21 protein-coding genes, 1 pseudogene and 1 riboswitch are annotated in these 23,918 nt (G+C 71.5%); of the genes and pseudogenes, 14 read left to right on the top strand and 8 right to left on the bottom strand.

Annotated features, from left to right (window positions below; all coding sequences use genetic code 11):
• The 4 genes and pseudogenes from ACFYMM_RS35995 to ACFYMM_RS35980 form a co-directional block, all read left to right on the top strand.
• Window positions 1-138, top strand: a pseudogene (locus ACFYMM_RS35995) (2-oxoacid:ferredoxin oxidoreductase subunit beta); the annotation flags it as partial.
• Window positions 139-337: 199 nt separating this feature from the next.
• A complete protein-coding gene (locus ACFYMM_RS35990) occupies window positions 338-1,192 on the top strand; it encodes an SDR family oxidoreductase (protein WP_388394755.1) in 855 nt (284 codons plus the stop codon).
• A gap of 138 nt (window positions 1,193-1,330) precedes the next feature.
• Entirely contained in the window at window positions 1,331-2,320 is a 990-nt protein-coding gene (gene rarD / locus ACFYMM_RS35985; protein ID WP_388394752.1) for an EamA family transporter RarD, read from the top strand.
• A 29-nt stretch (window positions 2,321-2,349) separates the two neighbouring features.
• Window positions 2,350-2,826: a VOC family protein gene (locus tag ACFYMM_RS35980; RefSeq protein WP_388394749.1), complete on the top strand. Its 477-nt coding sequence runs from the start codon at window positions 2,350-2,352 to the stop codon at window positions 2,824-2,826.
• Window positions 2,827-2,844: 18 nt separating this feature from the next.
• On the opposite strand, the gene ACFYMM_RS35975 is transcribed toward ACFYMM_RS35980, so the two are convergent.
• Window positions 2,845-4,032, bottom strand: a complete 1,188-nt coding sequence (locus ACFYMM_RS35975; RefSeq protein ID WP_388394748.1) for a tetratricopeptide repeat protein — start codon at window positions 4,030-4,032, stop codon at window positions 2,845-2,847.
• A 180-nt stretch (window positions 4,033-4,212) separates the two neighbouring features.
• Here ACFYMM_RS35975 and ACFYMM_RS35970 point away from each other — a divergent pair, with 180 nt between their 5' ends.
• Window positions 4,213-4,800, top strand: coding sequence for a flavodoxin family protein (locus ACFYMM_RS35970; protein ID WP_388394746.1), 588 nt, complete (start codon window positions 4,213-4,215; stop codon window positions 4,798-4,800).
• Window positions 4,801-4,811: 11 nt separating this feature from the next.
• On the opposite strand, the gene ACFYMM_RS35965 is transcribed toward ACFYMM_RS35970, so the two are convergent.
• The 4 genes from ACFYMM_RS35965 to ACFYMM_RS35950 form a co-directional block, all read right to left on the bottom strand.
• Entirely contained in the window at window positions 4,812-5,720 is a 909-nt protein-coding gene (locus ACFYMM_RS35965; RefSeq protein WP_388394744.1) for an ABC transporter permease, read from the bottom strand.
• Entirely contained in the window at window positions 5,707-6,687 is a 981-nt protein-coding gene (locus tag ACFYMM_RS35960; RefSeq protein ID WP_388394741.1) for an ABC transporter ATP-binding protein, read from the bottom strand. Before ACFYMM_RS35960 ends, ACFYMM_RS35965 begins: the two co-directional genes overlap by 14 nt.
• A gap of 64 nt (window positions 6,688-6,751) precedes the next feature.
• A complete protein-coding gene (locus ACFYMM_RS35955; RefSeq protein ID WP_388394738.1) occupies window positions 6,752-7,984 on the bottom strand; it encodes an outer membrane lipoprotein carrier protein LolA in 1,233 nt (410 codons plus the stop codon).
• A 284-nt stretch (window positions 7,985-8,268) separates the two neighbouring features.
• On the bottom strand, window positions 8,269-9,279 hold the full coding sequence (locus ACFYMM_RS35950; protein WP_388394736.1) for a polyprenyl synthetase family protein: 1,011 nt from the start codon (window positions 9,277-9,279) through the stop codon (window positions 8,269-8,271).
• 588 nt (window positions 9,280-9,867) lie between these two features.
• A riboswitch (cyclic di-AMP (ydaO/yuaA leader) is annotated at window positions 9,868-10,048 on the top strand.
• 5 nt (window positions 10,049-10,053) lie between these two features.
• On the opposite strand from ACFYMM_RS35950, the gene ACFYMM_RS35945 reads away from it, so the two are divergent.
• A complete protein-coding gene (locus ACFYMM_RS35945) occupies window positions 10,054-10,542 on the top strand; it encodes a transglycosylase SLT domain-containing protein (protein WP_388394733.1) in 489 nt (162 codons plus the stop codon).
• A gap of 8 nt (window positions 10,543-10,550) precedes the next feature.
• On the opposite strand, the gene ACFYMM_RS35940 is transcribed toward ACFYMM_RS35945, so the two are convergent.
• The 3 genes from ACFYMM_RS35940 to ACFYMM_RS35930 all read right to left on the bottom strand — a co-directional run bounded on the left by ACFYMM_RS35940 (window position 10,551) and on the right by ACFYMM_RS35930 (window position 14,110).
• Complete coding sequence (locus ACFYMM_RS35940) at window positions 10,551-11,381, bottom strand: HAD family hydrolase (protein WP_388394730.1); 831 nt, start codon at window positions 11,379-11,381, stop codon at window positions 10,551-10,553.
• Between the two features lie 230 nt (window positions 11,382-11,611).
• Window positions 11,612-12,814: an FAD-dependent oxidoreductase gene (locus ACFYMM_RS35935; protein ID WP_388394728.1), complete on the bottom strand. Its 1,203-nt coding sequence runs from the start codon at window positions 12,812-12,814 to the stop codon at window positions 11,612-11,614.
• Window positions 12,815-12,859: 45 nt separating this feature from the next.
• On the bottom strand, window positions 12,860-14,110 hold the full coding sequence (locus ACFYMM_RS35930) for an ATP-grasp domain-containing protein (protein WP_388394765.1): 1,251 nt from the start codon (window positions 14,108-14,110) through the stop codon (window positions 12,860-12,862).
• Between the two features lie 271 nt (window positions 14,111-14,381).
• Here ACFYMM_RS35930 and fahA point away from each other — a divergent pair, with 271 nt between their 5' ends.
• The 8 genes from fahA (at window position 14,382) to ACFYMM_RS35890 (ending at window position 23,860) form a co-directional block, all read left to right on the top strand.
• Window positions 14,382-15,602 (top strand): fumarylacetoacetase, encoded by a 1,221-nt coding sequence (gene fahA, locus ACFYMM_RS35925; protein ID WP_388394726.1) that lies wholly within the window; start codon window positions 14,382-14,384, stop codon window positions 15,600-15,602.
• Window positions 15,603-15,818: 216 nt separating this feature from the next.
• Window positions 15,819-16,757, top strand: coding sequence for a M56 family metallopeptidase (locus ACFYMM_RS35920; RefSeq protein WP_388394723.1), 939 nt, complete (start codon window positions 15,819-15,821; stop codon window positions 16,755-16,757).
• Window positions 16,758-16,947: 190 nt separating this feature from the next.
• A complete protein-coding gene (locus tag ACFYMM_RS35915) occupies window positions 16,948-17,739 on the top strand; it encodes a GntR family transcriptional regulator (RefSeq protein WP_388394721.1) in 792 nt (263 codons plus the stop codon).
• 68 nt (window positions 17,740-17,807) lie between these two features.
• Entirely contained in the window at window positions 17,808-18,035 is a 228-nt protein-coding gene (locus ACFYMM_RS35910; RefSeq protein WP_352354375.1) for a ferredoxin family protein, read from the top strand.
• Between the two features lie 36 nt (window positions 18,036-18,071).
• Complete coding sequence (locus ACFYMM_RS35905; protein WP_388394718.1) at window positions 18,072-19,415, top strand: ABC transporter substrate-binding protein; 1,344 nt, start codon at window positions 18,072-18,074, stop codon at window positions 19,413-19,415.
• Window positions 19,412-20,302: an ABC transporter permease gene (locus ACFYMM_RS35900; RefSeq protein ID WP_388394715.1), complete on the top strand. Its 891-nt coding sequence runs from the start codon at window positions 19,412-19,414 to the stop codon at window positions 20,300-20,302. Before ACFYMM_RS35905 ends, ACFYMM_RS35900 begins: the two co-directional genes overlap by 4 nt.
• Window positions 20,286-21,074 (top strand): ABC transporter ATP-binding protein, encoded by a 789-nt coding sequence (locus tag ACFYMM_RS35895; protein ID WP_388394712.1) that lies wholly within the window; start codon window positions 20,286-20,288, stop codon window positions 21,072-21,074. The genes ACFYMM_RS35900 and ACFYMM_RS35895 overlap by 17 nt, the downstream gene beginning before the upstream one ends.
• An 11-nt stretch (window positions 21,075-21,085) precedes the next feature.
• Window positions 21,086-23,860, top strand: a complete 2,775-nt coding sequence (locus ACFYMM_RS35890; protein WP_388394710.1) for a fumarate reductase/succinate dehydrogenase flavoprotein subunit — start codon at window positions 21,086-21,088, stop codon at window positions 23,858-23,860.
• Window positions 23,861-23,918: the final 58 nt, after the last annotated feature.

Raw genomic sequence — 23,918 nt, 5'->3', positions numbered from 1 at the left:
GGTGTCCTGCGCTCCGTCGACCGGCCCGTCTACGACACCCTGATGGCCGACCAGCTCGACACCGCCGTCGAACAGCGCGGCAAGGGCGACCTCGCCGCCCTCCTCGCCGGCGGGGACACCTGGACGGTCGTCGGCTGAGACCGGCTCGATGATGACGAGGCCCGGGACGGAACGTCGTCCCGGGCCTCGTCATATGTCCGGCCGGGACGTGCCCACGTGCCCACGTGCCCCCTACTTACTCCTACCTCAGTAACTTACTTAGAAGTGGGTACTTTCGTTTGGTTAGCGCTGCTCCTATGGTTAGTGGCAGACGCACCCCACAAGGAGATCCCACACCATGAGCATCGTCGTCACCGGAGCCACTGGACACCTCGGCCGCCACGTCGTGGAGCAGCTGCTGGAGAAGGTCCCCGCCGAGCAGATCACCGCCATAGTCCGCGACGAGGCCAAGGCGGCCGACTTCGCGGCCCGCGGCGTCAAGCTCGCCGTCGCGGACTACAACGCGCCCGAGACCTTCGACGGCCTGTTCGCCGCCGGGGACAAGGTGCTGCTCATCTCGGGCAACGAGTTCGACAAGGGGCGCCCCCAGCAGCACCAGGTCGTCATCGACGCGGCCAAGGCGGCGGGTGTGGCGCTGCTCGCGTACACCAGCGCCCCCGGCACCCTGAAGGCTGCCCTCGCCGACGACCACCGCACCACCGAGCAGGCGCTGCTGGCCTCCGGTCTGCCCTACGCTCTGCTGCGCAACGGCTGGTACCACGAGAACTACACGGAGAACCTCGCCCCGGTCCTGGAGCACGACGCCGTCGTCGGGGCGGCCGGTGAGGGCCGGGTCTCCTCCGCCTCCCGTGCCGACTACGCGGCCGCCGCAGTCGCGGTCCTGACCGGCGAGGGCCACGAGAACAAGACGTACGAGCTGGGCGGCGACGAGGCCTGGAGCTTCGCCGAGTACGCGGCCGAGCTGAGCAAGCAGACCGGCAAGGAGATCGCCTACAACCCCGTCTCCGCCGAGGCTTACACCGGCATCCTGACCGGCGCCGGGCTGCCCGAGCCGCTGGCCGCCATCTTCGCGGAGGTGGACTCCTCCATCGCCAAGGGCGAGCTGGTCGTCTCCACCGGTGACCTCTCCCGGCTGGCCGGCCGCCCGACCACCCCGCTCGCCGAGGCCATCACCGCCGCGCTCAAGAGCTGAATCACCCCCTTCCGGGCTTCCGGGGCACCCCACCCCCGTGTGTCATGACCGTATGCCAATACGGGTATGACACACGGCGGTGCTCGGCGTTACCTTCGTGCAGGCGCGCAGGACGCCGAGAACGAGCAGGAGGGGCCCGTGGCCAACGACTCGAAGGGTGAGCGGCGGACAGGTCTGGTGAACGGCTTCGCGGCCTACGGCATGTGGGGTCTGGTGCCGCTGTTCTGGCCCCTGCTGAAGCCCGCCGGCGCCATGGAGATCCTCGCCCACCGCATGGTGTGGTCCCTCGCCTTCGTCGCGACCGCGCTGCTCGTCGTGCGGCGCTGGGCCTGGGCCGGCGAACTGCTGCGGCAGCCCCGGCGGCTGGCGCTCGTGACGGTGGCCGCCGCCGTCATCACCGTGAACTGGGGCGTCTACATCTGGGCCGTGAACTCCGGTCACGTCGTCGAGGCCTCGCTCGGCTACTTCATCAACCCGCTGGTCACCATCGCGATGGGCGTCCTGCTCCTGAAGGAACGGCTGCGTCCCGCGCAGTGGCTGGCGGTCGGCGTCGGCTTCGCGGCCGTGGTCGTCCTCACCGTCGGCTACGGCCGTCCGCCGTGGATCTCCCTGTGCCTCGCGTTCTCCTTCGCCACCTACGGGCTGGTGAAGAAGAAGGTCAACCTCGGTGGCATCGAGTCGCTGGCCGCCGAGACCGCGATCCAGTTCCTGCCCGCGCTCGGGTATCTGCTGTGGCTGGGCGCGCACGGCGAGTCGACCTTCACGAGCGGCGGCACCGGGCACGCCGCCCTGCTCGCCTCCACCGGTATCGTCACCGCGCTCCCGCTGGTCTGCTTCGGCGCGGCGGCGATACGCGTGCCGCTGTCCACGCTGGGTCTGCTCCAGTACCTGGCGCCGGTCTTCCAGTTCCTGCTCGGCATCCTCTACTTCCACGAGGCCATGCCGCCCGAGCGCTGGGCCGGGTTCGCGCTGGTCTGGCTGGCGCTGACCCTGCTCACCTGGGACGCGCTGCGCACCGCGCGCCGGGCGGCGCGGGAACTGGCGGCGGCCAGGACCACCGCCGTCCCCGACCCGGTACGGCGGCCCGAGGACGTGGCATCGGGCACGGAGCCCGAACCCGCCTCCTGACGGCCCGCGTTCGGCTACAACTGGTCGGCATGACCGAGACGCCCGCATCGGCACCCGCCCCGCTGCACTGGAAGCTCGTCATCGACGCCGCCGACCCGCACGCCCAGGCCGACTTCTGGGCCGCGGCCCTGCACTACGAGCCCGAGGACAACAGCGCCTTCGTCGAACGGCTGCTGGAGCTGGGGGCGCTGCCGGGCGAGGCCACCGTCGAGTACCACGGCCGCGCCGCCTTCCGTGACCTGATCGCCGTACGGCACCCGGACGACCCGTACGACAAGGAGCGCGGCACCGGACTCGGGCGGCGGCTGCTGTTCCAGCGCGTGCCGGAGACGAAGACCGTCAAGAACCGGCTCCATCTCGACCTGCACCCCGGTGAGGGGCGGCGCGAGGCGGAGGTGGCCCGGCTGGAGGCACTGGGCGCGCTGGTGGTGCGACGGGTGCGGGAGCCCGCCGGGGAGTGGGTGCTGATGGCGGATCCCGAGGGGAACGAGTTCTGCGTGCAGTAGCCGGGGGCCACGGCTGACCTACGCGCCGCGCAGGGCGCGGGCGCGTTCCGTCAGCCTGCCCATGCGGGCGTGGGCCGAGTCCAGTTGCTCGATGTCCTCGGCCGCAGGGCCGTCCTCGGCGATGAGGTCCGTCCACAGCGCGATCAGGTCGTGGCCGAGGCTGAGGCCCTGCTCGGGGTCGCGCACCGCGCGCCAGGCGGTGGCCGCGCTCTGCACGTTCCCGTAGGCCGCCTCGGCGTCCCGGGCCTCACGGCGACGCCGGGCGAGGTCGATCGAGAGACGGAAGGCGCGCACCGGGTCGCCGGCCAGGTAGGCGATGTAGGCGGTCAGTTCGCGCAGGTGGAGCACCTCCGGGTGGTCGGTGCCCAGTACCGCCGACGCCTCGGCGACCGTCCGCTGCGCCAGCTCCCCCGCCGTCTCGATGCGCCCTGCCCGCACGGCCTCGTTGATCTGCGTCATCGGCTCGGTGAGCAACGCGGCACCCTCCACCGTCGCGGTCACGGGCCCGTCCCCGAGCACCTTTTCGGCAACGGCGTCGAAGCCTCGGGCGGGGGTGGGGGTCTGGGTCGGGGCGGGGGCTGGGGCCGAGGCCGGGACGGATACGGCTGCCGGGGCCGGTGGCGTGGGGGCAGGTGCGGGCGCGCGGCGCTCCGGTGCGACGGCAGGGGCCGCTACGACCACAGGGGCCGGTGCGATGACGGGGGCCGGAACGGGAGCAGGTACCGCAGCGGGCATCGGCCCGGTCGCGGCCGGAATCGGCCCGGTCGCGGCCGGAATGGATCCGGTGGCGGCCAGGGACGGTGCCTCGGTCATGACCGGGGGCGGGCCGAACACTCCCGTGGGGGCCTGCACCGTGCCCGGCGCCGCCGTTTCCTCCGGCTGTGCCGGGGGAGTCATCCGGAGCGGCTCCCCCGTGGTCAGGCTGGAGCCGTCCACATTCACCCGGAGCGGCACGACATAGCCGACGCGGGCGTCGTGGATGTTCGCGAGGACGGGGTGGCCGACGCTCAGGGCGAGGCGGTGAAGGTGGTTCAGAACCGCCTGCTGGACCTCCTGGCCGGGGCCGGGCACCACAGGCACACCCTCCACCGAGGCCTCGGTGGCGCCGGAGACGCGCACGTCGACCGGCATGCGGAGGCTCACGGGCGCCGCCGACTGCCCGGTGTACTGCTGTTGCCGCTTCTCCTCGCGGCTGAGTCGAGACATCGGCCCTCATTTCCCCCGGCGTCGCGATCCGGTCGTGCCCGTGCGTACTTCGAGTCTCTCCGCTCGGGGCGGTTCCCACGTCACTGCCGCGTCACAGACTCGCACCAGTGGACAGTTTCTTGCGCTTGCATATAATGCATAAGTCTTTATCGCTCGCACGCCGATCATCCTGGGGGACCCGTGAACCGCCGCTTCCTGTTCGTCCTGGGCAGCGCCCGCACCGACGGCAACACCGAACTGCTGGCGCGCACCGCCGCCGAACAACTGCCCGCTGACGTCGAGCAGCAGTGGATCAGTCTGGCCGAGCACCCGCTGCCCGACTTCGTCGACATGCGTCACGACAGCGACCACGTTCGACCGCCCGCCGACTCCCACACCGGAGAGCTGCTGGAGGCGACCCTCGCCGCCACGGACATCGTCATAGCCTCCCCGCTGTACTGGTACTCGGTCTCCGGTCTCACCAAGCGCTACCTGGATTACTGGTCCGGCTGGCTGCGCACCCCGGAACTGGACTTCAAGGCGACCATGGCCGGACGCACCCTCTGGGGCGTCGCCGCACTCGCGGACAGGGAGCCGTCGGTGGCCGACCCGCTCGTCGGCACGCTCAACAATTCGGCCGCCTATCTGCGGATGCGCTTCGGCGGGGTACTGCTGGGCAACGGCAGCGCGCGCGGAGACATACGCAAGGACACGGAGGCACTGGCCCGCGCGAAGACGTTCTTCGCGCACGAGGCACCGCTCGCCCGCTTGCCGTACGAAGTCTCCTGACGGTCCGCGCCCTACACCGTGATGTCCTTCGTCGTGAACCGGGCCCAGGCCGCCGAACCGAACACGGCCGCGTACAGCGCCTGCAGACCGAGGTTCTTCACCAGGTCGTCCCAGTAGACCGGGTCGCGCATCAGGTCGGCGAAGGACAGCCAGTAGTGCGAGAAGAAGTAGGGCTGCAGCGCGTGCAGTTGGGGTATCTGGTCGAGGATCTGGACGGTTATCACCAGGCCGACCGTGGTGGCCATCGCCGCGATCCCGCTGTTGGTCAGCGTCGACACGAACAGGCCGAGCGCGGCGACTCCGAGCAGGGACGCGGCGACGACCAGGGCGATCAGCAGGGCCCGGCCGAGACCGTCGGCGAAGCTTATGCGTGTGCCGGAGATGGTGGTCAGGTCGCCGAGCGGGAACAGCAGCGCGCCGACGATCAGGGCGGACACCGCGACCACCAGGGTGGCCAGCAGACAGAAGGCCATGATGGTCGTGTACTTGGTGACCAGCAGACGGGTCCGCCCGGCCGGGGCGACCAGCAGGTAGCGCAGGGTGCCCGCGTTGGCCTCGCCCGCTATCGAGTCGCCCGCGACGACACCGACCGCCATCGGCAGGAAGAACGGCAGCGTCGCCGCCAGCGCCGTGAACACCAGGAACAGGCCGTTGTTGGTGATCTGCGCGATGAACGCGGGCCCCTGGCCGCCTCCCCGGCCCCCCGACGAACCGTCTCTCGTCTCCAGCTTGACCGCGACCCCGACCAGGATCGGCACCGCGGCCAGCACCCCCAGCAACGCCAGGGTGCGCCAGCGCCGCAAGGTGGTGACCAGCTCGCTGCGCAGCAGCCCGAAGGTCCACAGGGGACTCGGCCGGCCCGGACGGCGTGCCACCGCTGTGGCATCCCCGGTCCCGGCCACCGCCTCAGCCCGCGACATCGAAGCCCTCCCCCGTCAGCGCCACGAACGCGTCCTCCAGCGAGGCCCGTTCCAGAGCGAAGCCCCGGACCCGGACACCGGCGGTGACCAGCGCCGCGTTCACCTCGGCGAGGTCCCGCTCGGGCGGCTCACCGGTCACCCGGTCGCCGGCGACGACAACGTCCCCGACACCCTGTTCCTTCAGTACCCGGGCCGCCTCGCCGGGGTCCGGGGTGACCACCACCAGCCGGCCGCGCGCCTCCGCGGCCAGATCGGCCACCGCCCCCTGGATGATCAGACGGCCCCGCGCCATCACCGCCGCATGGGTGCACACCTGCTCGATCTCGTCGAGAAGGTGCGAGGAGAGGAACACGGTGGTGCCGTCGGCGGCCAGCTCCCGGACGAGGCCGCGGATCTCCCGCATGCCCTGGGGGTCCAGTCCGTTGGTGGGCTCGTCCAGGACGAGCAGCCGGCGCGGCTGCAGCAGCGCGGCGGCGAGGCCCAGCCGCTGCTTCATGCCCAGCGAGTAGGCCTTGGCCTTCTTGGCCGCCGCGGCCGTCAGGCCCACCCGGTCCAGGGCCGCAGAGACGCGTACACGCCGGGTGCGCGGATCGGCGGTCGGGTCGGCGGCGTCGTACCGCAGAAGGTTGTCCCGGCCGGAGAGGAAGCCGTACAGGGCGGGGCCCTCGATGAGCGCGCCGACCTGAGGGAGTACGGCGCGTGTGGCGCGGGGCATGGGGTGGCCCAGGACGCGGGCGGTGCCCGAGGTCGGCTCGATCAGGCCCATCAGCATGCGGATGGTGGTGGTCTTGCCGGAGCCGTTCGGGCCGAGGAAGCCGAAGACGCTGCCCGCCGGGACGGTCAGGTCGAGACCGTCGACGGCGAGCTGTCCGCCGCGGTAGCGCTTGGTCAGACCGCGGGTGTCGATGACGCCGACCGCGTCCTTCGACTCTCCCGACTGCCGCTCCGCGGCGGACGGTTCGCCCATCGCTCCCCCGATCGCAATGCCCGTTTCCGTACCTGTACCGCCCCTGCCGCCCGGACCGCTTGGGCTACTTGGCCGCGTTCGCCGCCTTGACCAGGGCGCTCTTGTCCACCGCGCCGACGTAGACCTTGCCGTTGTCGGTGAACAGGGCGTTGACCAGGCGCGTGGAGAACACCGTGCCCTTGCCGAACTTGCCGCTCACCTGGTCGCCGAGCGAGCCGAGGAAGCCGCCCAGGTCGCCACCGCCGGATCCGGAGGCGGACGGCAGGCCGCCCTTGCTGCCGGTGTCGAAGGTGGCTATCGAGTTCCACCCCTTGCCGAGGACCTCGAAGCCACGCCCGGCCTTGTCGCCAGGCTTCGGGGCGCCCTTGCCGAAGCCCTTGTCGAAGCCCCTCGGGGAGCCCTTGCCGGCCGCCTTGGAGGGAGTCTTGTCGTCCTCGGTGACCTTCGCGCCCTTGGGCGGGGTGAAGTTGAAGGTCGAGGCGGACGGCTTGGCGAAGGAGACCTGGGTGAAGCCGGCGTCCACCACCGCCGCGCCGCCGCTGGACGGGGTGAGCGTGAACTTCAGCGGCAGGCCGGTCTTGGCGTCCACGGCGATGCTGATCGCGCCGACCGTCGTGCCGGACTGCCTGGGCTTGATGAGCAGCTTGTAGGCGTCACGGCCGGCGACCTGCACGGTGCCGTCGACGGTCACGGACGTGGTGTCGTCGACCGACTTCAGGGCCTGGTCGGCGAAGTCCTTCGGCGTGGCCGACACCTTCCGGTCCTGGCCGTGGTCGGCGGCGGTGCCGTGGTAGACCGCGTTGGACTGGCTGTCGTAGCCCCACACGTTCTTGCCGTCGTGGATGAGGCTGTACTCGGCGCCGCTCTCCAGCAGCGAGAGCTTCTGCCGGTCCGGGCCGTCGGCGGCGACGCGCAGGGTGTGCGTGCCGGCGGCCAGTTCGGTGAGCTTGGATGTGGGGTCGGCGGACGAACCGTGGCCGCCGCCCTTGGCCATACCGGACGCGAGGCTGCTCTCCAGACCGCCGAGGTTGGGCAGTCCGAGGTCCGTGTTGACCCGCACCGTGCCGGACAACTGCTGGACGTCCGACTTGGCGATCTTCTGTATGAGCTGCTCCGCGGTGATCTTCGGCAGGTCGGGGTCGCCGGAGGCGGCGAGCGCCGGGACCAGCCCGATCGTGGCCGCCGCCACCCCCACCACCGCGACCGGGACGACGTACCGGGCGGCCTTGCGCCGCCCGTCGCGCAGGTCCTCGACCTCCGCGGCGCCCGTGGTGTCGTCGGATTCGTTCGGTGCCATGTGTGCCTTACCTCCGTCGTCGGCGGCGGCTGTCCTCACACTCGTCCCACCCTTGAGCCGCCATTCTCACCCGAATCGGTGAGGAGTGGTGATTTCGCTGGTCTCCATCTCACCAAATCAGCCGTGAGGAAGCGTCAGACCCGGGAGCCAACTCCATGTACGCCTGGGGTATGACACGCCTGCTCGACGCCTCCCCCAACCCGTAGGGGTCCGGTGCCGGGGGAACCGGGGAGAACCGTGCAGAACCGGGTGGGTCCGGCGCGCGGAGGTCTCGCACCACGGGCCTAGCCCGCGCGGTGCACCACCGCGTCGCACAGTTCGACCAGCGCCGTCTTCGCGTCGCACTCCCGCAGCGGGGCCAGCGCGGAGCGGGCCTCCTCGGCGTAGCGGATCGTGTCCCGGCGGGCCTGTTCCAGGGCGGGGTGGGCGCGCAGGGCGGTGAGGGCCTCGGCGTGGCGGGCGTCGTCGGTGAGGTCCGAGTCGAGCAGTTCGCACAGGGCGATGTCCTCGGGCAACCCCAGCCGCGCCGCCCGCTCGCGCAGCCGCAGCACGGGAAGGGTGGGAACGCCCTCGCGCAGGTCCGTACCGGGGGTCTTGCCGGACTCGTGGGAGTCGGAGGCGATGTCCAGCACGTCGTCCGCCAGCTGGAAGGCGACGCCGAGTCGCTCGCCGTACTGCGTGAGCACGTCGACGACCGTCTCCTCGGCCCCGGACATCATCGCGCCGAAGCGGCACGACACCGCCACCAGCGACCCCGTCTTGCCGCCCAGCACGTCCAGGTAGTGATCGACCGGATCCCGGCCGTCCGAGGGGCCCGCGGTCTCCAGGATCTGCCCGGTGACCAGCCTCTCGAACGCGAGGGCCTGCACCCGCACGGCCTCGGGCCCGAGGTCGGCGAGGATCTGCGAGGCGCGCGCGAAAAGGAAGTCTCCGGTGAGGACCGCGACCGAGTTGCCCCAGCGGGTGTTCGCGCTGTCCACTCCCCGGCGCACGGACGCCTCGTCCATCACGTCGTCGTGGTACAGCGTGGCGAGGTGGGTCAGCTCCACGACGACGGCCGACGGGACGACCCCGGGCGCGTACGGGTCGCCGAACTGCGCCGCGAGCATCACGAGCAGCGGCCGGAACCGCTTCCCGCCGGCCCGCACGAGGTGCTGCGCGGCCTCCGTGATGAACGGGACCTCGCTCTTGGTGGCCTCGAGCAAGCCTTCCTCGACAGCCGCCAATCCGGCCTGGACATCGGCTTCCAGAGCCTGGTCCCGCACGCTCAGCCCGAACGGCCCGACGACGGTCACGAGGGGTCTCCTGTCTGCTGGTGTCTGCTGGCGCTTACACGGTTTGTCGATAGGTCGCTGCCATCACTCAAGTCAGCGTATCCGGTCAGGTTTCGATCACCGATAGCGCCCGCCCGTCCAGCCCAGGCGGTATCGGATCGCGACCGGCATATTTTCGATCGGGTGATAAGAACGGACATTTATCGACTTAACGGGATGATATGCACCTTGTCTCGAACCGGGAAGCGAGCCGTGTCGGACATCGGCCCGGCGGCGCGGCCCCACGGCGCCCCCATAGTGGCATGACCATGGTCACGGAAAGCGTTCTACCTCGAATTCCATAAATCCCCCATGTCTATTTTGGCGTACTTTGCTATTCCGTGAGTTGGGTCACGCACCCCCGCACCCCACCTGACCACCCCCTCTCCCCTTCCCGCCTTGCCACGTCAGCGAGTTGACCCTTGGCAACCGCAAAGGATCAAGTACCCCATACGACTCAGACCAAGGTCAAATAGGGCGTTGGGTGAATCCGGTACTTGTTCCGGACATGTGCTCTCGCATAGCTTCCCGGCCTGTCGGGCGGGATCGCCGAATCCTGCCGCCGCCCGGCACCACCCATCGACGAACTCATTCGTACGGCAGGAGCGGGGGACCCAGGTAAGTCGCCGGACCGGACGGCACATGTCGTACCGGAACGGCTTGGGGTGAAGACGTGCTGCCAGCGGCGGCGCGGCCGGGCACCTCCCCGCCCGAACCCGACAGCTCACCTCGCAGGCGACGGAGAGGAAAACCGCCATGTCTGCTGCCGCTCAGCCCCGCCGCACCCGCACCTCCCGGTTCGTCCGCGCCCTCGCCGTCGCCGGCACCGGCGCCGCCGTACTCGCCCTGCCCCTGATCGGCGCGACCGCCGCCTCCGCGGCCCCCACCACGGCCACGAAGGCGTCCACCACCCTCGCCGGCTACCCCAACAACCTCAACGGCTGGATCCGCGAGTCGCTCGCGATCATGCGACAGAAGGGCATCCCGGGCACGTACAACGGCATCTACCGCAACGTCATGCGGGAGTCCTCGGGCAACCCCTACGCGATCAACCTCTGGGACTCCAACGCCGCCAAGGGCACCCCGTCCAAGGGCCTGCTCCAGGTCATCGACCCGACCTTCGCCGCCTACCACGTGGCCGGCACGGCGTTCAACCCCTACGACCCGGTCGCCAACATCACCGCCGCCTGCAACTACGCGGCCAAGGTGTACGGCTCGATCGACAACGTGCACGGCGCCTACTGAGGTACCGGTCAGTCGGTAGCAAACAGTCTTTCGAGGACGACGGCGATGCCGTCGTCCTCGTTCGACAAGGTGATCTCGTCGGCCACCGCCCGTAGTTCGGGATGGGCGTTGGCCATCGCCACCCCCCGGGCGGCCCAGTCGAACATCGGGATGTCGTTGGGCATGTCCCCGAAAGCCAGCGCCTGCCGTGCGCTCAGCCCCAGGTGCCGGGCGGCCAGCGCCAGTCCGGTCGCCTTGGTGATGCCGCACGGCTGCAGCTCCACGGTTCCCGGGCCGGACATGGTGACCGTCGCCAGCGAGCCCACCACCGCGCGCGCCGTCGCCGCCAACTCGTCGTCGGAGAGCGTGTGGTGGCGCAGCAGCACCTTGCTGATCGGCTCGCACCACAGGTCGTCGCGCCGGTCGACCCGTACGGCGGGCAGGGTCGGGTGGGGCATCAGATATCCGGGTTCGATCAGCGTGAGCCCGTGCACCCCGTCCTGGTCGACGGCCGCGTAGACCTGCCCCACCTCGCCCTCGATCTTGCCGATCGCGGTCTCGGCCAGCTCCCGGTCCAGGGTGACCGACCACAGCAGGCGGTCCGCGCCGGCGTCGTACACCTGCGCGCCCTGTCCGCACACCGCGAGCCCCGTGCAGCCGAGGTCGTCGAGCAGCGGCCGTACCCGGGGCGCCGGACGGCCGGTCACCACCAGGTGCTGGGCGCCGGCCCGCGCCACCAGGGCGAGCGCGGCCAGCGACCGGTCGGAGACCGTGTCGTCGCCGCGCAGGAGCGATCCGTCCAGGTCGGTGGCGATCAGTGAATAGGCGGGCGGAAGTGAACGAGCGGGGGGAGCGGCCATGATCAGAGAATACGGACACGGCGCCCCGCCGACTCATCCCGATCTCCGGTGCTCCTCCCCGCTGTTCGGCCCCAGGCGGTGCTCGCGGGTTCCTTCGGAACGGTCGGCGAGCGCGTGATCCGCTCGGCCGGCCGAGGGACGGAGCATGCGGGCGGCCGCGTCGCGAAGCTCTTCGGTCGCCCGCATGCCCGTCGCACGGCCGAGGAGGCCTGGGCCTGCCTCAGGAATCCTCAGCCGTGGGCCGCCGCGAGGTGCTTCGCCAGGCGCGGGGAGGCGAACTCCGTGCCGCAGACGAAGCGCATCACGGGGCCGTAGGAGGCCGCCGCCGGGAGGCCGGTGAAGTACAGGCCGGGGACGGAGGACACGTATCCGGCACCGAGCTTCGGGGTGCCGCGGCTGACCGCCAGCCGGGTGCGCAGTTCGGGGCCGAGGAAGTCCATGGCCGCGATGTTCACGCGGTAGCCGGTGGCGGCGATGACGTGGTCGGCGGCGAGCTGCTGGCTGCGGCCGCCGTGGGTGCGGACGGTGAGGACGGGGCTGCCGTCGGGGGCGTCCGCGCCCGCCACCCGCTCCACCTCCTGGACCTGGACCTTGCCCTCGAAGCGGTCGCGCAGCCACCAGGCGCCGAGTGGGCCGAGGACCCGGCGGACCAGGTAGTGGCGGGCCTCGGCCGGGAGGTAGCGGTAGGGATGGGGGTAGTAGCTCAGGGCCCACAGGGACCAGGCGCGGCCGAACGGGGATTCGGGGCGCAGTCTGGGCTGCCGCCAGGGCGGGGCTCCGAAGGCGACCCGGCCGCGGCCTCGCGAGACGAGCCGGACCTGTGCGCCGGCCTCCGCCGCCAGGGCCGCCGTCTCCAGTGCGGACTGTCCGGCGCCGACGACGATCAGTTCCTGGCCGGCGAATCGGGTCAGGTCGTGGTGCTGGGAGCTGTGCGAGACCGGGCCGGTGGGCGTGGGGCCGTCCGCCGCGGCGGCGGCCAGCTCGGCCGGCAGATGGGCCAGGCCGGACAGGCCGCTGGCGACCACGACCGCGCGGGCGGTGAACAACTCCCCGGAGTCCAGCTTGAGTTCGAAGCCTCCGTTCCGGTGGCGGTCGACCGAGACCACCCGCACCCGCTCCAGGTCGGGCAGCAACCGCTGCTGGAACCACTCGCCGTAACCGATGAAGGTCTCCACCGGGATGATGTCCTCGTCGGTGACCAGCCGGCGGATGCCGGCCGCGTCGCAGTAGTCGGCGAGGGTGTGGCCGTGCTGGGGGCAGTCGATGCTGGAGGCGGCCGGGGTCGACTTCAGGAGCATGCCGGCGGGCATGTGGTCGCGCCAGCTGACCATGGGATCACCGAAGACGCGGACGGGGATGCCGCGTCCCCGTAGATGGGCGGCGGTGGACAGGCCGAACGGCCCGGCCCCGATGACTGCAACCGGTTGAATCACGAAGTCCCTCCCCAGGACGCGGTGCGCCACATCTCGTGGCCTTGCCTACTTCGTGGTGGTGCTGGTGGTGCCGCCGCGGCGGTTGGTCCGCCACAGCTGATAGAGGTGCTTCGCGCCCGGTCGCACGAAGCGGGCGAGCATCGTGAGGAACGGCAGCGGGTCGTCACCCGCGAGCCAGGCCAGCTCCGTCCCGCTCGCCTTCGCCGGGGCGTGCGGCGTCGTGTAGCCGCTGCGGCGGTAGGCGAGAAGGGCGGGCAGGTCGATGTTCTCCACGATGTACCGTCGGCCGGCGCGCTGTTCCCCCTCCGGAACGGGGCGGCCGGTCAGCTCGAGGTGCATGGCGCGGACGACGTCCACCCCCGACTCGTTCTCGAAGAGGCGGAACTGCGCGCCCATGCGGGGGTTGAAGTCGAGGAGCTTGTACTGTCCGTCGCGCCGGTCGAAGCGCAGGTCGAGGTCGATGATTCCGGTGAAGCCGATCTGTTTGATGAAACGTGCGGCGAGGTCGGCGAGTTCCGGGTTGTCGACCACGTACGCGTTGGCGGTCATGCCCGCGTGCGGAGGCCAGGAGCGGACCTTGACGCCCGTGAACATCGCGAGCGGGACCGAGTCCTGGTCGAAGCAGGCGTGCACGATCCAGTCCTCGGCCTCCTCCCTCGGCAGGTACTCCTGCAGGATCACTCCGGGTTCGTCGCCCCAGTCGCGGGCGAGGACGAGCAGGTGTTCGGGGGTGGTGATCCTCGTGGTGCCGTTCACGGCGGGCCTGGTGCGCCGTACGAACGCCTCGCGGTTCTTGGCCACCACCGGGAAGCGGGCCTTCTCGGCGAACGTGACGACGTCGTCGTAGGACTGCGGGAAGGCGGCCGTGGGACTGGGGATGCCGTGTTCCACGCACAGTTCGTGCAGCCCCTGTTTGCTGGCCAGCCGGCGCGGCAGGCCTGGTTCGACACGAGGGAAGAGGAAGCGGCCGGCGAGTGCCTCCTGGTGCTCGGCGATCAGGACGGCGGCCTCTTCGTCCGTCGGGATCAGGACAGTCGGGCGTCCGATCCGGCGGCCGATCCGCAGCAGGCCCTCGACCAGGTGGGCGGGCTCCTCCGCCCCGGTCGTGGGCCAGACGAACGCCCGTTTGAGGTAACGGGAGGAGGCCGACGGTGTGTAGCGGTCCTCGGTGATGGCGTACATGGGAACGCCCAGGCGGCCCAGGCTGCGGATCGCGCCGACACCGCCGTGATGCAGTGGGTAGTCACCGAATTTGACGATCAGACCGGGTACGTCCCGGTCCGCCCGGAAAGGCACGGCATTGCTGGCCACGGGTCCCCCCACGTGTCCCCCCTACGGACCGGACCCACCCCGTCCGCGTCCCCCAAAGGACGCTAAGCCGGAATTAGCCCTTCCGACAAGGCCTATTCGGACATTGCTAGCTCTTTAGACACTGACCAGGACACTCAGCACACCCGTAACGTCTGGCCCGCCACACCCGTAACGTGTGGCTCGACCACATGGAACGGACGGCCGCGCACGGCACAGGTGGCCAGGCACGGCACGGATGAGAGTGAGGCAGCACCCCATGCCCCCCTTCGACGTCCCCGAGGGCGACCCCTTCGGCGCGCACAACCTTCCCTATGGCGTGTTCTCCCCCTCCGGCAGCCAGGAGCGAAGGGTCGGCGTCCGGCTCGGTGACCACGTGCTCGACGCGGGCGCGGCAGCGGTCGCACTCGGCTCGCCGTACGCCCCCCTGCTCGCGCAGCCCACCCTCAACGCGCTGCTGGCCGCCGGGCGCACGGCCTGGTCGGACGTGCGCCGCGCGCTGACGGCGTGGGTGACGGTGCCCGCGCACCGCGCCACGCTCGAACCGCTCTTCCACCCGCTGTCCGAGGTGACCCTGCACCTGCCCTTCGAGGTCGCCGACTACGTCGACTTCTACGCCTCCGAGAACCACGCCCGGAACGTGGGCCGGATCTTCCGCCCGGACGCGGAGGACTCGCTGACCCCCAACTGGAAGCACCTGCCGATCGGCTATCACGGGCGCTCGGGCACGGTGGTGGTCTCGGGGACGCGGGTCCTGCGCCCGTCCGGGCAGCGGAAGGGTCCGGGCGACCCGGTACCGGTGTTCGGTCCGTCGGCCCGGCTGGACATCGAGGCCGAGGTCGGCTTCGTGGTCGGCGTGCCGACCGAGCTGGGCAGGCCGGTGCCGCTGCGCGACTTCCGCGAGCACGTCTTCGGGCTGTGCCTGCTCAACGACTGGTCGGCGCGGGACATCCAGGCCTGGGAGTACGTCCCCCTCGGCCCCTTCCTCGGCAAGTCCTTCGCCACGTCGGTGGCGGCCTGGATCACTCCGCTGGAGGCACTGGAGGCGGCGCGGGTGGCACCGCCTCGGCGGACCCACCCGCTGCTGCCGTACCTGGACGACTCCGCGCCCGACATCGAGCCGGGCGGCTACGACCTGCGGATCTCCGTCGCCATCAACGGTCATGTGGTGGCGGAGCCGCCGTTCTCCACCATGTACTGGACCGCCGCGCAGCAGCTCGCCCAGATGACCGTGAACGGCGCCTCGCTGCGCACCGGTGACCTCTACGGCTCGGGAACGGTGAGCGGCCCGACCGAGCGTGAGCGCGGCTCGCTGCTCGAGCTGACCTGGAACGGCCGGGACCCGCTCGATCTCCCCGACGGCAAGCGCACCTTCCTGGAGGACGGTGACGTCGTGACGTTCTCCGCGTGGGCTCCTGGGGAGGGCGGAGTCCGGGTGGGCCTGGGGGAGGTCACCGGGCGGGTCGCGGCGAGCGCCTGACACAGGTCCGCCCGGGCGGTCTCCTGTGCTCACCGCGGTGCCGGGGCGGTGAGCACAGGCGTGAGCGCGGGAGTGAGTGCACTGCCTGGCGCGTCTGCGGGAACCCGGTTCCCGTTGGACCGCTGACTCCCGCCGCCCGTCGGCGTCATACTGGCCGAAGCCGCACCACACCTGTCACCACCACCCCGTCTCCGACCAGGAAACGGAGCCCCCGGCATGACCGTCTGCCTGCTCCTGCTGTGCGTCGTCGCCCTCACGGCCGCCGTACCGGCACCGCGCGCGCTGACCCGGGCCGGCTGGCCCGAACGGGAACCCGTGGTCGCCCTCTGGGCGTGGCAGTGCCTCGTCGCCACGGTCCTGCTGTGCTGTCTGACCGCGCTGGTCCTTGGCGCCGCGGCCGTCTTCCACACGGTCCGCGACCGGGTGTTCGCGCCGGCGCCGCCCTCCGTCACCGCCGCGTACGACCTCTCCGTCGCCCCGGTCTGGGCCACCGCGCTCACCGTGCTGCTGGCCTGCGGAGCCGCCTGGACGACGGCGATGCTCGCCCGCGAGCTGGCCGAGGCCCGCCGACGCCGCGGCCGGACCAGGGCCCACCTGCGCGAGCGCGCCCCCGACCTGCCGGCCGGGCTGCCGACGACACGCGGGCCCATGCTGGTGCTGGAGGACGAGTACCCGGACGCCTGGTGGATGCCCGGCCACCCGCCCCAGCTGGTCGTCACCACGGGCGCCCTGCACCGCCTCACCGACCACCAGCTGGACGCCGTCCTCACCCACGAGCGCGGCCACGCCCGCGCCCACCACGACTGGCTGCTGCACCTTTCCAGCGCCCTGGCCACCGGCTTCCCGCGGGTTCCTCTCTTCGCCCACTTCTGCGACCAGACCCACCGGCTGGTCGAACTGGCCGCCGACGACACCGCGTCCCGCCGCTGCGGCCACCTGACCACGGCCCTGGCCCTGATCGAACTCAACCAGCACCGCGGCGTCCTGTCCTGCGCCTCCAGCCACCGGCTCCTGGGCGAACGCGTGGACCGTCTCCTGGAACCCCCGCCGAGACTGCTGCGCCGACAGCGTGCCCTGACGACGACGGTGGCCGCGCTGATCCCGCTGCTTCCGCTGCTGATCACGTTCGCGCCGGGGCTGACGGCCCTGGCCTGATCCGGCCCCGCGCAACGGGCCCGCACCCTTGTCCGACCAGATCAAGCCACCGTCCCGGAGCGCCCCGATGGTGGCAGATCTTTCGCACTCCTCCAGAAAACCCCAGCTCAGCCGAGAAACCGGCGGAATCGGTGGTGGCGCAACACTCCCGCAACACAGCTTTCCCCACCACATCGGTATGGTTCAAAACATGCCATCCACCGACCGCATCCGAGACCACGCCGGTCAGGGCGCAGCGACCACCGTCGCCGCCCACCGAGCGCGTCGTCGGCTGCGTGCGGACCAGGCCAGGCAGCTCGCCGATCTCCTGCGCCGGCAGATCCTCACCGGCGCCTTCCCCGGCGGCACGCTCCCGCACGAGTCCACGCTCGCCACCGACTACCGCGCCTCCCGCAACACCGTCCGCCAGGCGCTGGACCTGCTGCGCGCGGAGGGCCTCGTGGACCGGCTGCCCGGCGTGGGCACCGTGGTCGTCGCCCAGAAATACCCGCACGGGCTCGACCGCCTGATGGGCCTCGCGGAAACCCTGCGCGAACACGGCCGCGTCACCAACGAGGTCCGCACCATGGGCCCCGCACCCGCACCCGCCCCGGTCTCCGAACGCCTCGGCGTGCCGGCCGGCACCGACGTCCTCTACATCGAACGCCTGCGGCGTCTGAACGGCCTCCCCCTCTCCCTGGACCTCACCTACATCCCGCTCGACATCGGCACCGCCCTGCTCGGCGCCGATCTGGAGAACACCGATGTCTTCGGGCTCCTGGAGGGCATCACCGGCCAGCGCCTCGGCCACGCCGAGATCACCCTGGAGGCGGTGAACGCGGACGCCCACTCCGCCGCCGTGCTCCAGGCCCCCCGCGGGGCCGCCGTCCTGATGCTGGAACGTCTCACCCATCTCGCCGACGGCCGCCCGGTCGATCTGGAGTTCATCCGCTTCCGCGGCGACCGCATCACCATGAGCGGCCTGCTGCACCGCTCCCTCTGATCCCTCCGACCCGCTCCGCCCCGCACACCTCTCCCCTCTCTCCCAGCCCGACCTTCCTGGAGACAGCCATGCCTCTGGCGCCCCAGCGGACCGACGTGCCCGTGACCATCGACGAGTCGAAGTGCATCGACGGCTGCACGCTCTGTGTGGACATGTGCCCGCTGGACTCCCTCGCCATCGACGAGAGCAACGGCAAGGCGTACATGCACGTCGACGAGTGCTGGTACTGCGGCCCGTGCGCGGCCCGCTGCCCCACCGGAGCCGTCACGGTCAACATGCCCTACCTGCTCCGCTGACTCCTTCGACCCGCTCCGGTGAGAGGCCGAACCACCATGAAACGCACGGCAGTCGCCCTGTCCACCGCCGCTCTCCTCCTTCCGTTGTCCGCCTGCGGGGGCAGCGCCGAGGCGGGCAGCGGCTCCACGGTCACCGTGACCGTCGGCTACCAGTCCAAGACCATCAACACCGTCACGGCCGGGACCCTTCTGCGCTCCCTCGGTTACTTCGAGAAGGAACTCAACTCCCTCCACGACGGGCACACCTACAAGGTCGACTGGCAGGACTACGCCACCGGCGCCCCGATCACCGCCCAGATGACCGCCGGGAAGATCGACATCGGCTCGATGGGCGACTTCCCGCTGCTCCTCAACGCGGCACGCGGCAAGCAGCTCGGCCGCCCCACCCACCTCGTCTCGGTCACCGGCTACAACCTGCGCGGCGGTCTCAACACCGTCGTCACCTCCCCCGACTCCAAACTCACCACCCTGCGGGACCTGAAGGGCAAGAAGGTCTCCACCAGCATCGGCTCCGCCGCCGACGGCACTCTGGTACGCGCCCTGCAGCGCGCCGGCATCGACCCGAACAAGGGAATCTCCAAGCTCAACCAGCAGCCCGCGGTCGGCGCTTCGGCCCTCTCGGCGGGCAGTGTGGACGCGCTGTCCCAGTTCGTCGCCTGGCCGGGCCTGCTCGCCTACCAGGGCAAGGCCAAGGCCCTGTACGACGGTGCCCAGCTGAACCTCCCCACCTTCCACGGCGTCACCGCGCGGGAGGACTTCGCCAAGCGGCGCCCCACCGTCCTGGAGGCCTTCCTGAAGGCCCAGGCGGAGGCCACGGACTACCTGAACGCCCACCCCGTCACCGCCGCCGAGAAGGTCGCCGAGGCCACCGGACTGCCCGCCGAAGTCGTCTACCTCTACAACGGCGCCCACGGCATCGCCACCTTCGACCCCGCCGTCAAACCCCAGCTCGTCTCCGCGCTGAAGCAGGACGTGTCGATCCTGAAGGCGGCCCAGCTGACCGGCGACATCGACGTGAACGCCTTCGTCGACGACCACTACGTGAAGAAGGCCCTCGGCGCCTCCTACGCCCACCGGCTGACCTCCGCCCCCGCACCGGCCGCGAGCGAGGTGTGGGCCAAGGGCGCCGAGACGACGACCGCCTTCAAGTCGCCGAAGGACCTGCTGGCCTACGTCGCCCGGCACCGGGACGGCGTCCGGGCCGCCTATGTCCCGGACGCCACCACCGGCACTCTCTGGTTCGCCGACAAGGCGGTCTGGGTGGCCGACGGCGACCAGCTGCTGCCCTTCGTGGCCCCCGAGACCGCGCAGGCGTACGTGACCGCGCACGGCGGCGCCCGCGTCCTCTCGTACACCGACGCGCTGGGGCGGGCCTCGTGACCCGGCACCGGGTGGCCCGGTATGCGCTCCGGGTGGCGTCCCTGGCCGCCGCCCTCGGTCTCTGGCAGCTGCTGACCAGCCTGAAGGTCGACCTGTGGCTGCGCTTCTCGCAGTTTCCGACGGTCACCAACGTGGCCCGCGCGTTCGCCGACCGGGTCTCCGGCGCCGACTACTGGACCGACCTCGCCGACAGCCTCACCCGCATCCTGACCGGCTTCGCCCTGGCCGCCGTCCTCGGCGTGGCGACGGGCGTGCTCGTGGCCCGCTCGCGCCTCGCCGAGGACCTCCTCGGACCCGTCCTCGAGGTGATCCGCCCGATCCCGGCGATCGCCCTGGTCCCGGTGGCGATCCTGCTGTTCCCCTCCAACGAACAGGGCATCGTCTTCATCACCTGCACCGCGGCCTTCTTCCCCGTGCTGGTCTCCACCCGGCACTCGGTCCGCGCGCTGACCCCCGTCTGGGAGGAGGCGGTGCGCACCATGGGCGGCGGCCGATGGCGGATCCTCGCCTCGGTGGTCCTGCCCGGCGCCCTGCCGGGCATCTTCGGCGGCCTCTCGGTCGGCATCGGTGTCTCGTGGATCTGCGTGATCTCCGCCGAGATGATCTCCGGCCAGTACGGCGTCGGCTACCGCACCTGGCAGGACTACACCGTCGTCAACTACCCGGGCGTCTTCGTCGGCATGGTGACCATAGGCGTCCTCGGCTGGCTCACCTCCACCGCCGTGGAACTCCTCGGCCGCCGCCTGACGCGCTGGCTGCCGCGCACGTCCTACGTGCCCGGCGGCCGCATCCGGGCACCCCGCCCCGGTACCCCGGAGTCCCCCGTTCCCGGTGGCGTACCCCCGAAGACCGAGACCGAGGAGGCACGCGATGAGCACCTCGTCTGAGACCGTCGCCGGTACGGCGGTCAAGGCGCCGGAGGCCGTACGCGGCACCCGGCTCTCCCTGCGCGCGGCCTCTCTCGGCCGCCCCGGCGCACCGGTCCTGCACGACCTCGACCTGGACATCACCCCCGGCGAGATCCTCACCGTGGTCGGCCCCTCCGGCTGCGGCAAGTCGACGCTGCTGCGCACCCTCGCCGGACTGCTGCTCCCGCTGGCCGGGACCGTGGAACAGGACGGCAGCCCGGTGTCCGGCCCCTCAGCCGACCGTGCGCTCGTCTTCCAGGAGGACTCCCTCCTGCCCTGGCGCACACTGCGCGCCAACGTCGAACTCCCGCTCGCCATCCAGGGCGTGCCCCGGCCCGAACGACGCAGCCGGGCCGAGGCCTGGCTCGAGCGCGTCCAGCTGGGCGCGCAGGCGAAGCAGTTGCCGCACCGTGTCTCCGGCGGGCAGCGCCAGCGCGCCCAGCTGGCCCGCGCCCTGGCGGGCAGTCCACGCGCCGTCCTCATGGACGAGCCGTTCGGCGCACTCGACGCCCAGACCCGCGCCGGCATGCAGGACCTGCTGGTGGAGGTGCTCCACGGCACGGGTGCGACGGTCGTCTTCGTCACCCACGACGTGGACGAGGCACTGTTCCTCGGCGACCGGGTGGCCCTGCTCGGCTCCGGCCGCCCGGCCGCCGTACGCGCCGTCCCCCGTCCTCGCGAGCGGGCCGCCCACGACGACCCGGCCCGCGTGGCCCTGCGCCGCGACGTCCTCACCTCGCTCGGCACCTGAAAGGCACCCCGGTGACCACCCCCGCGAACGCCCCCGCGCAGACCCCGCTCGCCATCCCCACCCTCGCCGACGCCGAGGAGCTGACCTGCGACGTTCTCGTCATCGGCGGCGGCACGGCCGGCACCCTGGCCGCGCTGACCGCCGCCGAGCACGGCGCGAACGTGCTGCTGCTGGAGAAGGCCCACGTGCGCCACTCCGGCGCGCTCGCCATGGGCATGGACGGCGTCAACAACGCCGTCATCCCCGGCCGCGCCGAACCCGACGACTACGTCGCCGAGATCACCCGCGCCAACGACGGCATCGTCGACCAGTCCACCGTCCGCCAGACCGCCACCCGGGGCTTCTCCATGGTGCAGCGGCTGGAGTCGTACGGAGTGAAGTTCGAGAAGGACGAGCACGGCGAGTACGCGGTCCGCCAGGTCCACCGCTCCGGCTCCTACGTACTGCCGATGCCGGAGGGCAAGGACGTCAAGAAGGTCCTGTACCGGCAGCTTCGGCGGCGCGAGATGCGCGAGCGGATCCGCATCGAGAACCGGGTGATGCCGGTGCGCGTGCTGACGGCCGAGGGACGGGCCGTGGGGGCGGCGGGCTTCAACACCCGCACCGGACAGTTCGTCACCGTCCGCGCCGGCGCGGTCATCCTCGCCACCGGCGCCTGCGGCCGCCTCGGCCTGCCCGCCTCCGGCTACCTCTACGGCACGTACGAGAACCCGACCAACGCGGGCGACGGCTACGCCATGGCCTACCACGCGGGCGCCGAGCTGACCGGCATCGAGTGCTTCCAGATCAACCCGTTGATCAAGGACTACAACGGCCCTGCCTGCGCCTACGTCGCCAACCCCTTCGGCGGCTACCAGGTGAACCGGCACGGCGAACGCTTCGTCGACTCCGACTACTGGTCCGGTCAGATGATGGCCGAGTTCGCGGCGGAGGTCGCCAGCGACCGGGGGCCGGTCTACCTCAAACTGAGCCACCTCCCGGAGGAGTCGATCTCGGCGCTGGAGTCGATCCTGCACTCCACCGAACGCCCCACCCGCGGTACCTTCCACGCCGGGCGCGGCCACGACTACCGCAGTCACGACGTCGAGATGCACATCTCCGAGATCGGGCTGTGCGGCGGCCACTCGGCCTCCGGCGTCCGCGTCGACGACCACGCCCGCACGACCGTCCCCCGCCTCTACGCCGCCGGGGACCTGGCCTGCGTCCCGCACAACTACATGATCGGCGCGTTCGTCTTCGGTGACCTGGCGGGCGCGGACGCCTCCCAGTACTCGGCGTACGAAGGACAGCTTCCGGCCGACCAGTTGCGCGAGGCGCACGAGCTGATCTACCGGCCGCTGCGCCATCCCGACGGCCCGCCGCAGACCCAGGTCGAGTACAAGCTGCGCCGCTTCGTGAACGACTACGTGGCCCCGCCGAAGTCGGGTGCCCGGCTGTCGCTGGCACTGGAGGCCTTCGAACGGATGCACGCGGACATCGCCGCGATGGGCGCCCGCACCCCCCACGAGCTGATGCGCTGCGCCGAGGTCACCTTCATCCGCGACTGCGCGGAAATGGCCGCCCGGGCCTCCCTGGCCCGCACGGAGTCCCGCTGGGGCCTCTATCACGACCGCGTCGACCATCCGCGGCGTGACGACGCCTCCTGGTTCCACCACCTCGATCTGCACAAGTCCCCCTCTGGTGCGATGGAGTTCACGGCCCGTCCCGTGGCTCCCTATCTGGTCCCCGTGGAGGGCTTCACGCCCGTGGGCGGCCCCTCCCGGCAGCTCGGCGAGGTCCACGCCGAGAACGTGGCCACGGCCGGGTCGCGTGATGTGGCCCCGGTGGCCACGGGCCCCACCTCCACACCCGTCACCCAGTCCGTGGACCGCGCCCCGCACGGTGCCGCCTCGCCACGGCTCCTGGAACTGCTGGAGCTGGCCGAGGAGCAGCCGGAACTCGAGGCCATCGAGCCCTACTTGACCGACCCCGACCCCTCGGTGCGCCGGACCGCGGTCTCGGTTCTCACCGAAACGGTGCCGCCCGGCACCGGCCAGGCACTGGCCGGTGCGCTCACCGACCCGGACGCCGACGTCCGCGCGACCGCCGCGGCCTCGCTGCGCGAGCTGGTCGAGACCCTCCCGCCGGAACCGGCCCTGGGAGCCGCCCTCGCCGGCGCGCTCACCGAGGCCGACCCCGTGGTCCGCTCCGCCGCTCTCGACGTGCTGCGCGCCCTGCGGCTGGGCGACACCCGGTTGTTCGCCGCCGCTCTGGACGACCCCGACATCCCCGTCCGTATCGAGGCCGTGCGCGCACTCGTCTCGGTCGACGCCGTGGAGCCGCTGGCGGTGGCGGCGGACGACCCGTCCCGGGAGGTCCGCGTCACCGTGGCCAAGGCACTGGCCGCCGTCAACGCGGCAGCTCTGGCCGCGGAGGCGTCAGAGCGGCTGGCCGCGACCCTGGACCGGCTCACCGAGGACACCGACCCGCTGGTGCGCGGCGCCGCACTCGGTGCGCTGGCCACCGCCGGCTGCCCGGCTCCGCTCGCCGCCCGTGCCGTGGCCGCCCTGTCCGACCCTGCCTGGCAGGTCCGCTCCGGCGCCGCCACCGCCCTGTCCGTGGCACCCGCGGACACGGCCGTCCCCGCCCTCGCCAAGACCCTCGCCGATGCGAACGCCGACGTACGCAAGGCGGCGGTTCTGGCCCTGACCCGGCACAACGGCACGGCGGAGGCCCGCGCGGCCCTCGCCACGGCCACGTCGGACTCGGACGCGGACGTCAGGGCGTACGCGGCGCGAGGCGTGTGACGGTCGCCCGCTTCACCGGTGCCCGTCGGCGGAGGACTTCCGCCGACGGTCCGGCGGT

Source organism: Streptomyces sp. NPDC006739 (assembly GCF_042869815.1).
In the GTDB taxonomy this organism is placed as follows: domain Bacteria; phylum Actinomycetota; class Actinomycetes; order Streptomycetales; family Streptomycetaceae; genus Streptomyces.
This window is presented reverse-complemented; position numbering and strand designations above follow the sequence as displayed.

Coding starts and splice junctions, on each gene's coding strand:
- ACFYMM_RS35990 (WP_388394755.1), top strand. CDS start 338: ATGAGCATCGTCGTCACCGGAGCCACTGGACACCTCGGCCGCCACGTC.
- ACFYMM_RS35980 (WP_388394749.1), top strand. CDS start 2,350: ATGACCGAGACGCCCGCATCGGCACCCGCCCCGCTGCACTGGAAGCTC.
- ACFYMM_RS35975 (WP_388394748.1), bottom strand. CDS start 4,032: ATGTCTCGACTCAGCCGCGAGGAGAAGCGGCAACAGCAGTACACCGGG.
- ACFYMM_RS35965 (WP_388394744.1), bottom strand. CDS start 5,720: ATGTCGCGGGCTGAGGCGGTGGCCGGGACCGGGGATGCCACAGCGGTG.
- ACFYMM_RS35960 (WP_388394741.1), bottom strand. CDS start 6,687: ATGGGCGAACCGTCCGCCGCGGAGCGGCAGTCGGGAGAGTCGAAGGAC.
- ACFYMM_RS35955 (WP_388394738.1), bottom strand. CDS start 7,984: ATGGCACCGAACGAATCCGACGACACCACGGGCGCCGCGGAGGTCGAG.
- ACFYMM_RS35945 (WP_388394733.1), top strand. CDS start 10,054: ATGTCTGCTGCCGCTCAGCCCCGCCGCACCCGCACCTCCCGGTTCGTC.
- ACFYMM_RS35940 (WP_388394730.1), bottom strand. CDS start 11,381: ATGGCCGCTCCCCCCGCTCGTTCACTTCCGCCCGCCTATTCACTGATC.
- fahA (WP_388394726.1), top strand. CDS start 14,382: ATGCCCCCCTTCGACGTCCCCGAGGGCGACCCCTTCGGCGCGCACAAC.
- ACFYMM_RS35920 (WP_388394723.1), top strand. CDS start 15,819: ATGACCGTCTGCCTGCTCCTGCTGTGCGTCGTCGCCCTCACGGCCGCC.
- ACFYMM_RS35915 (WP_388394721.1), top strand. CDS start 16,948: ATGCCATCCACCGACCGCATCCGAGACCACGCCGGTCAGGGCGCAGCG.
- ACFYMM_RS35910 (WP_352354375.1), top strand. CDS start 17,808: ATGCCTCTGGCGCCCCAGCGGACCGACGTGCCCGTGACCATCGACGAG.
- ACFYMM_RS35905 (WP_388394718.1), top strand. CDS start 18,072: ATGAAACGCACGGCAGTCGCCCTGTCCACCGCCGCTCTCCTCCTTCCG.
- ACFYMM_RS35895 (WP_388394712.1), top strand. CDS start 20,286: ATGAGCACCTCGTCTGAGACCGTCGCCGGTACGGCGGTCAAGGCGCCG.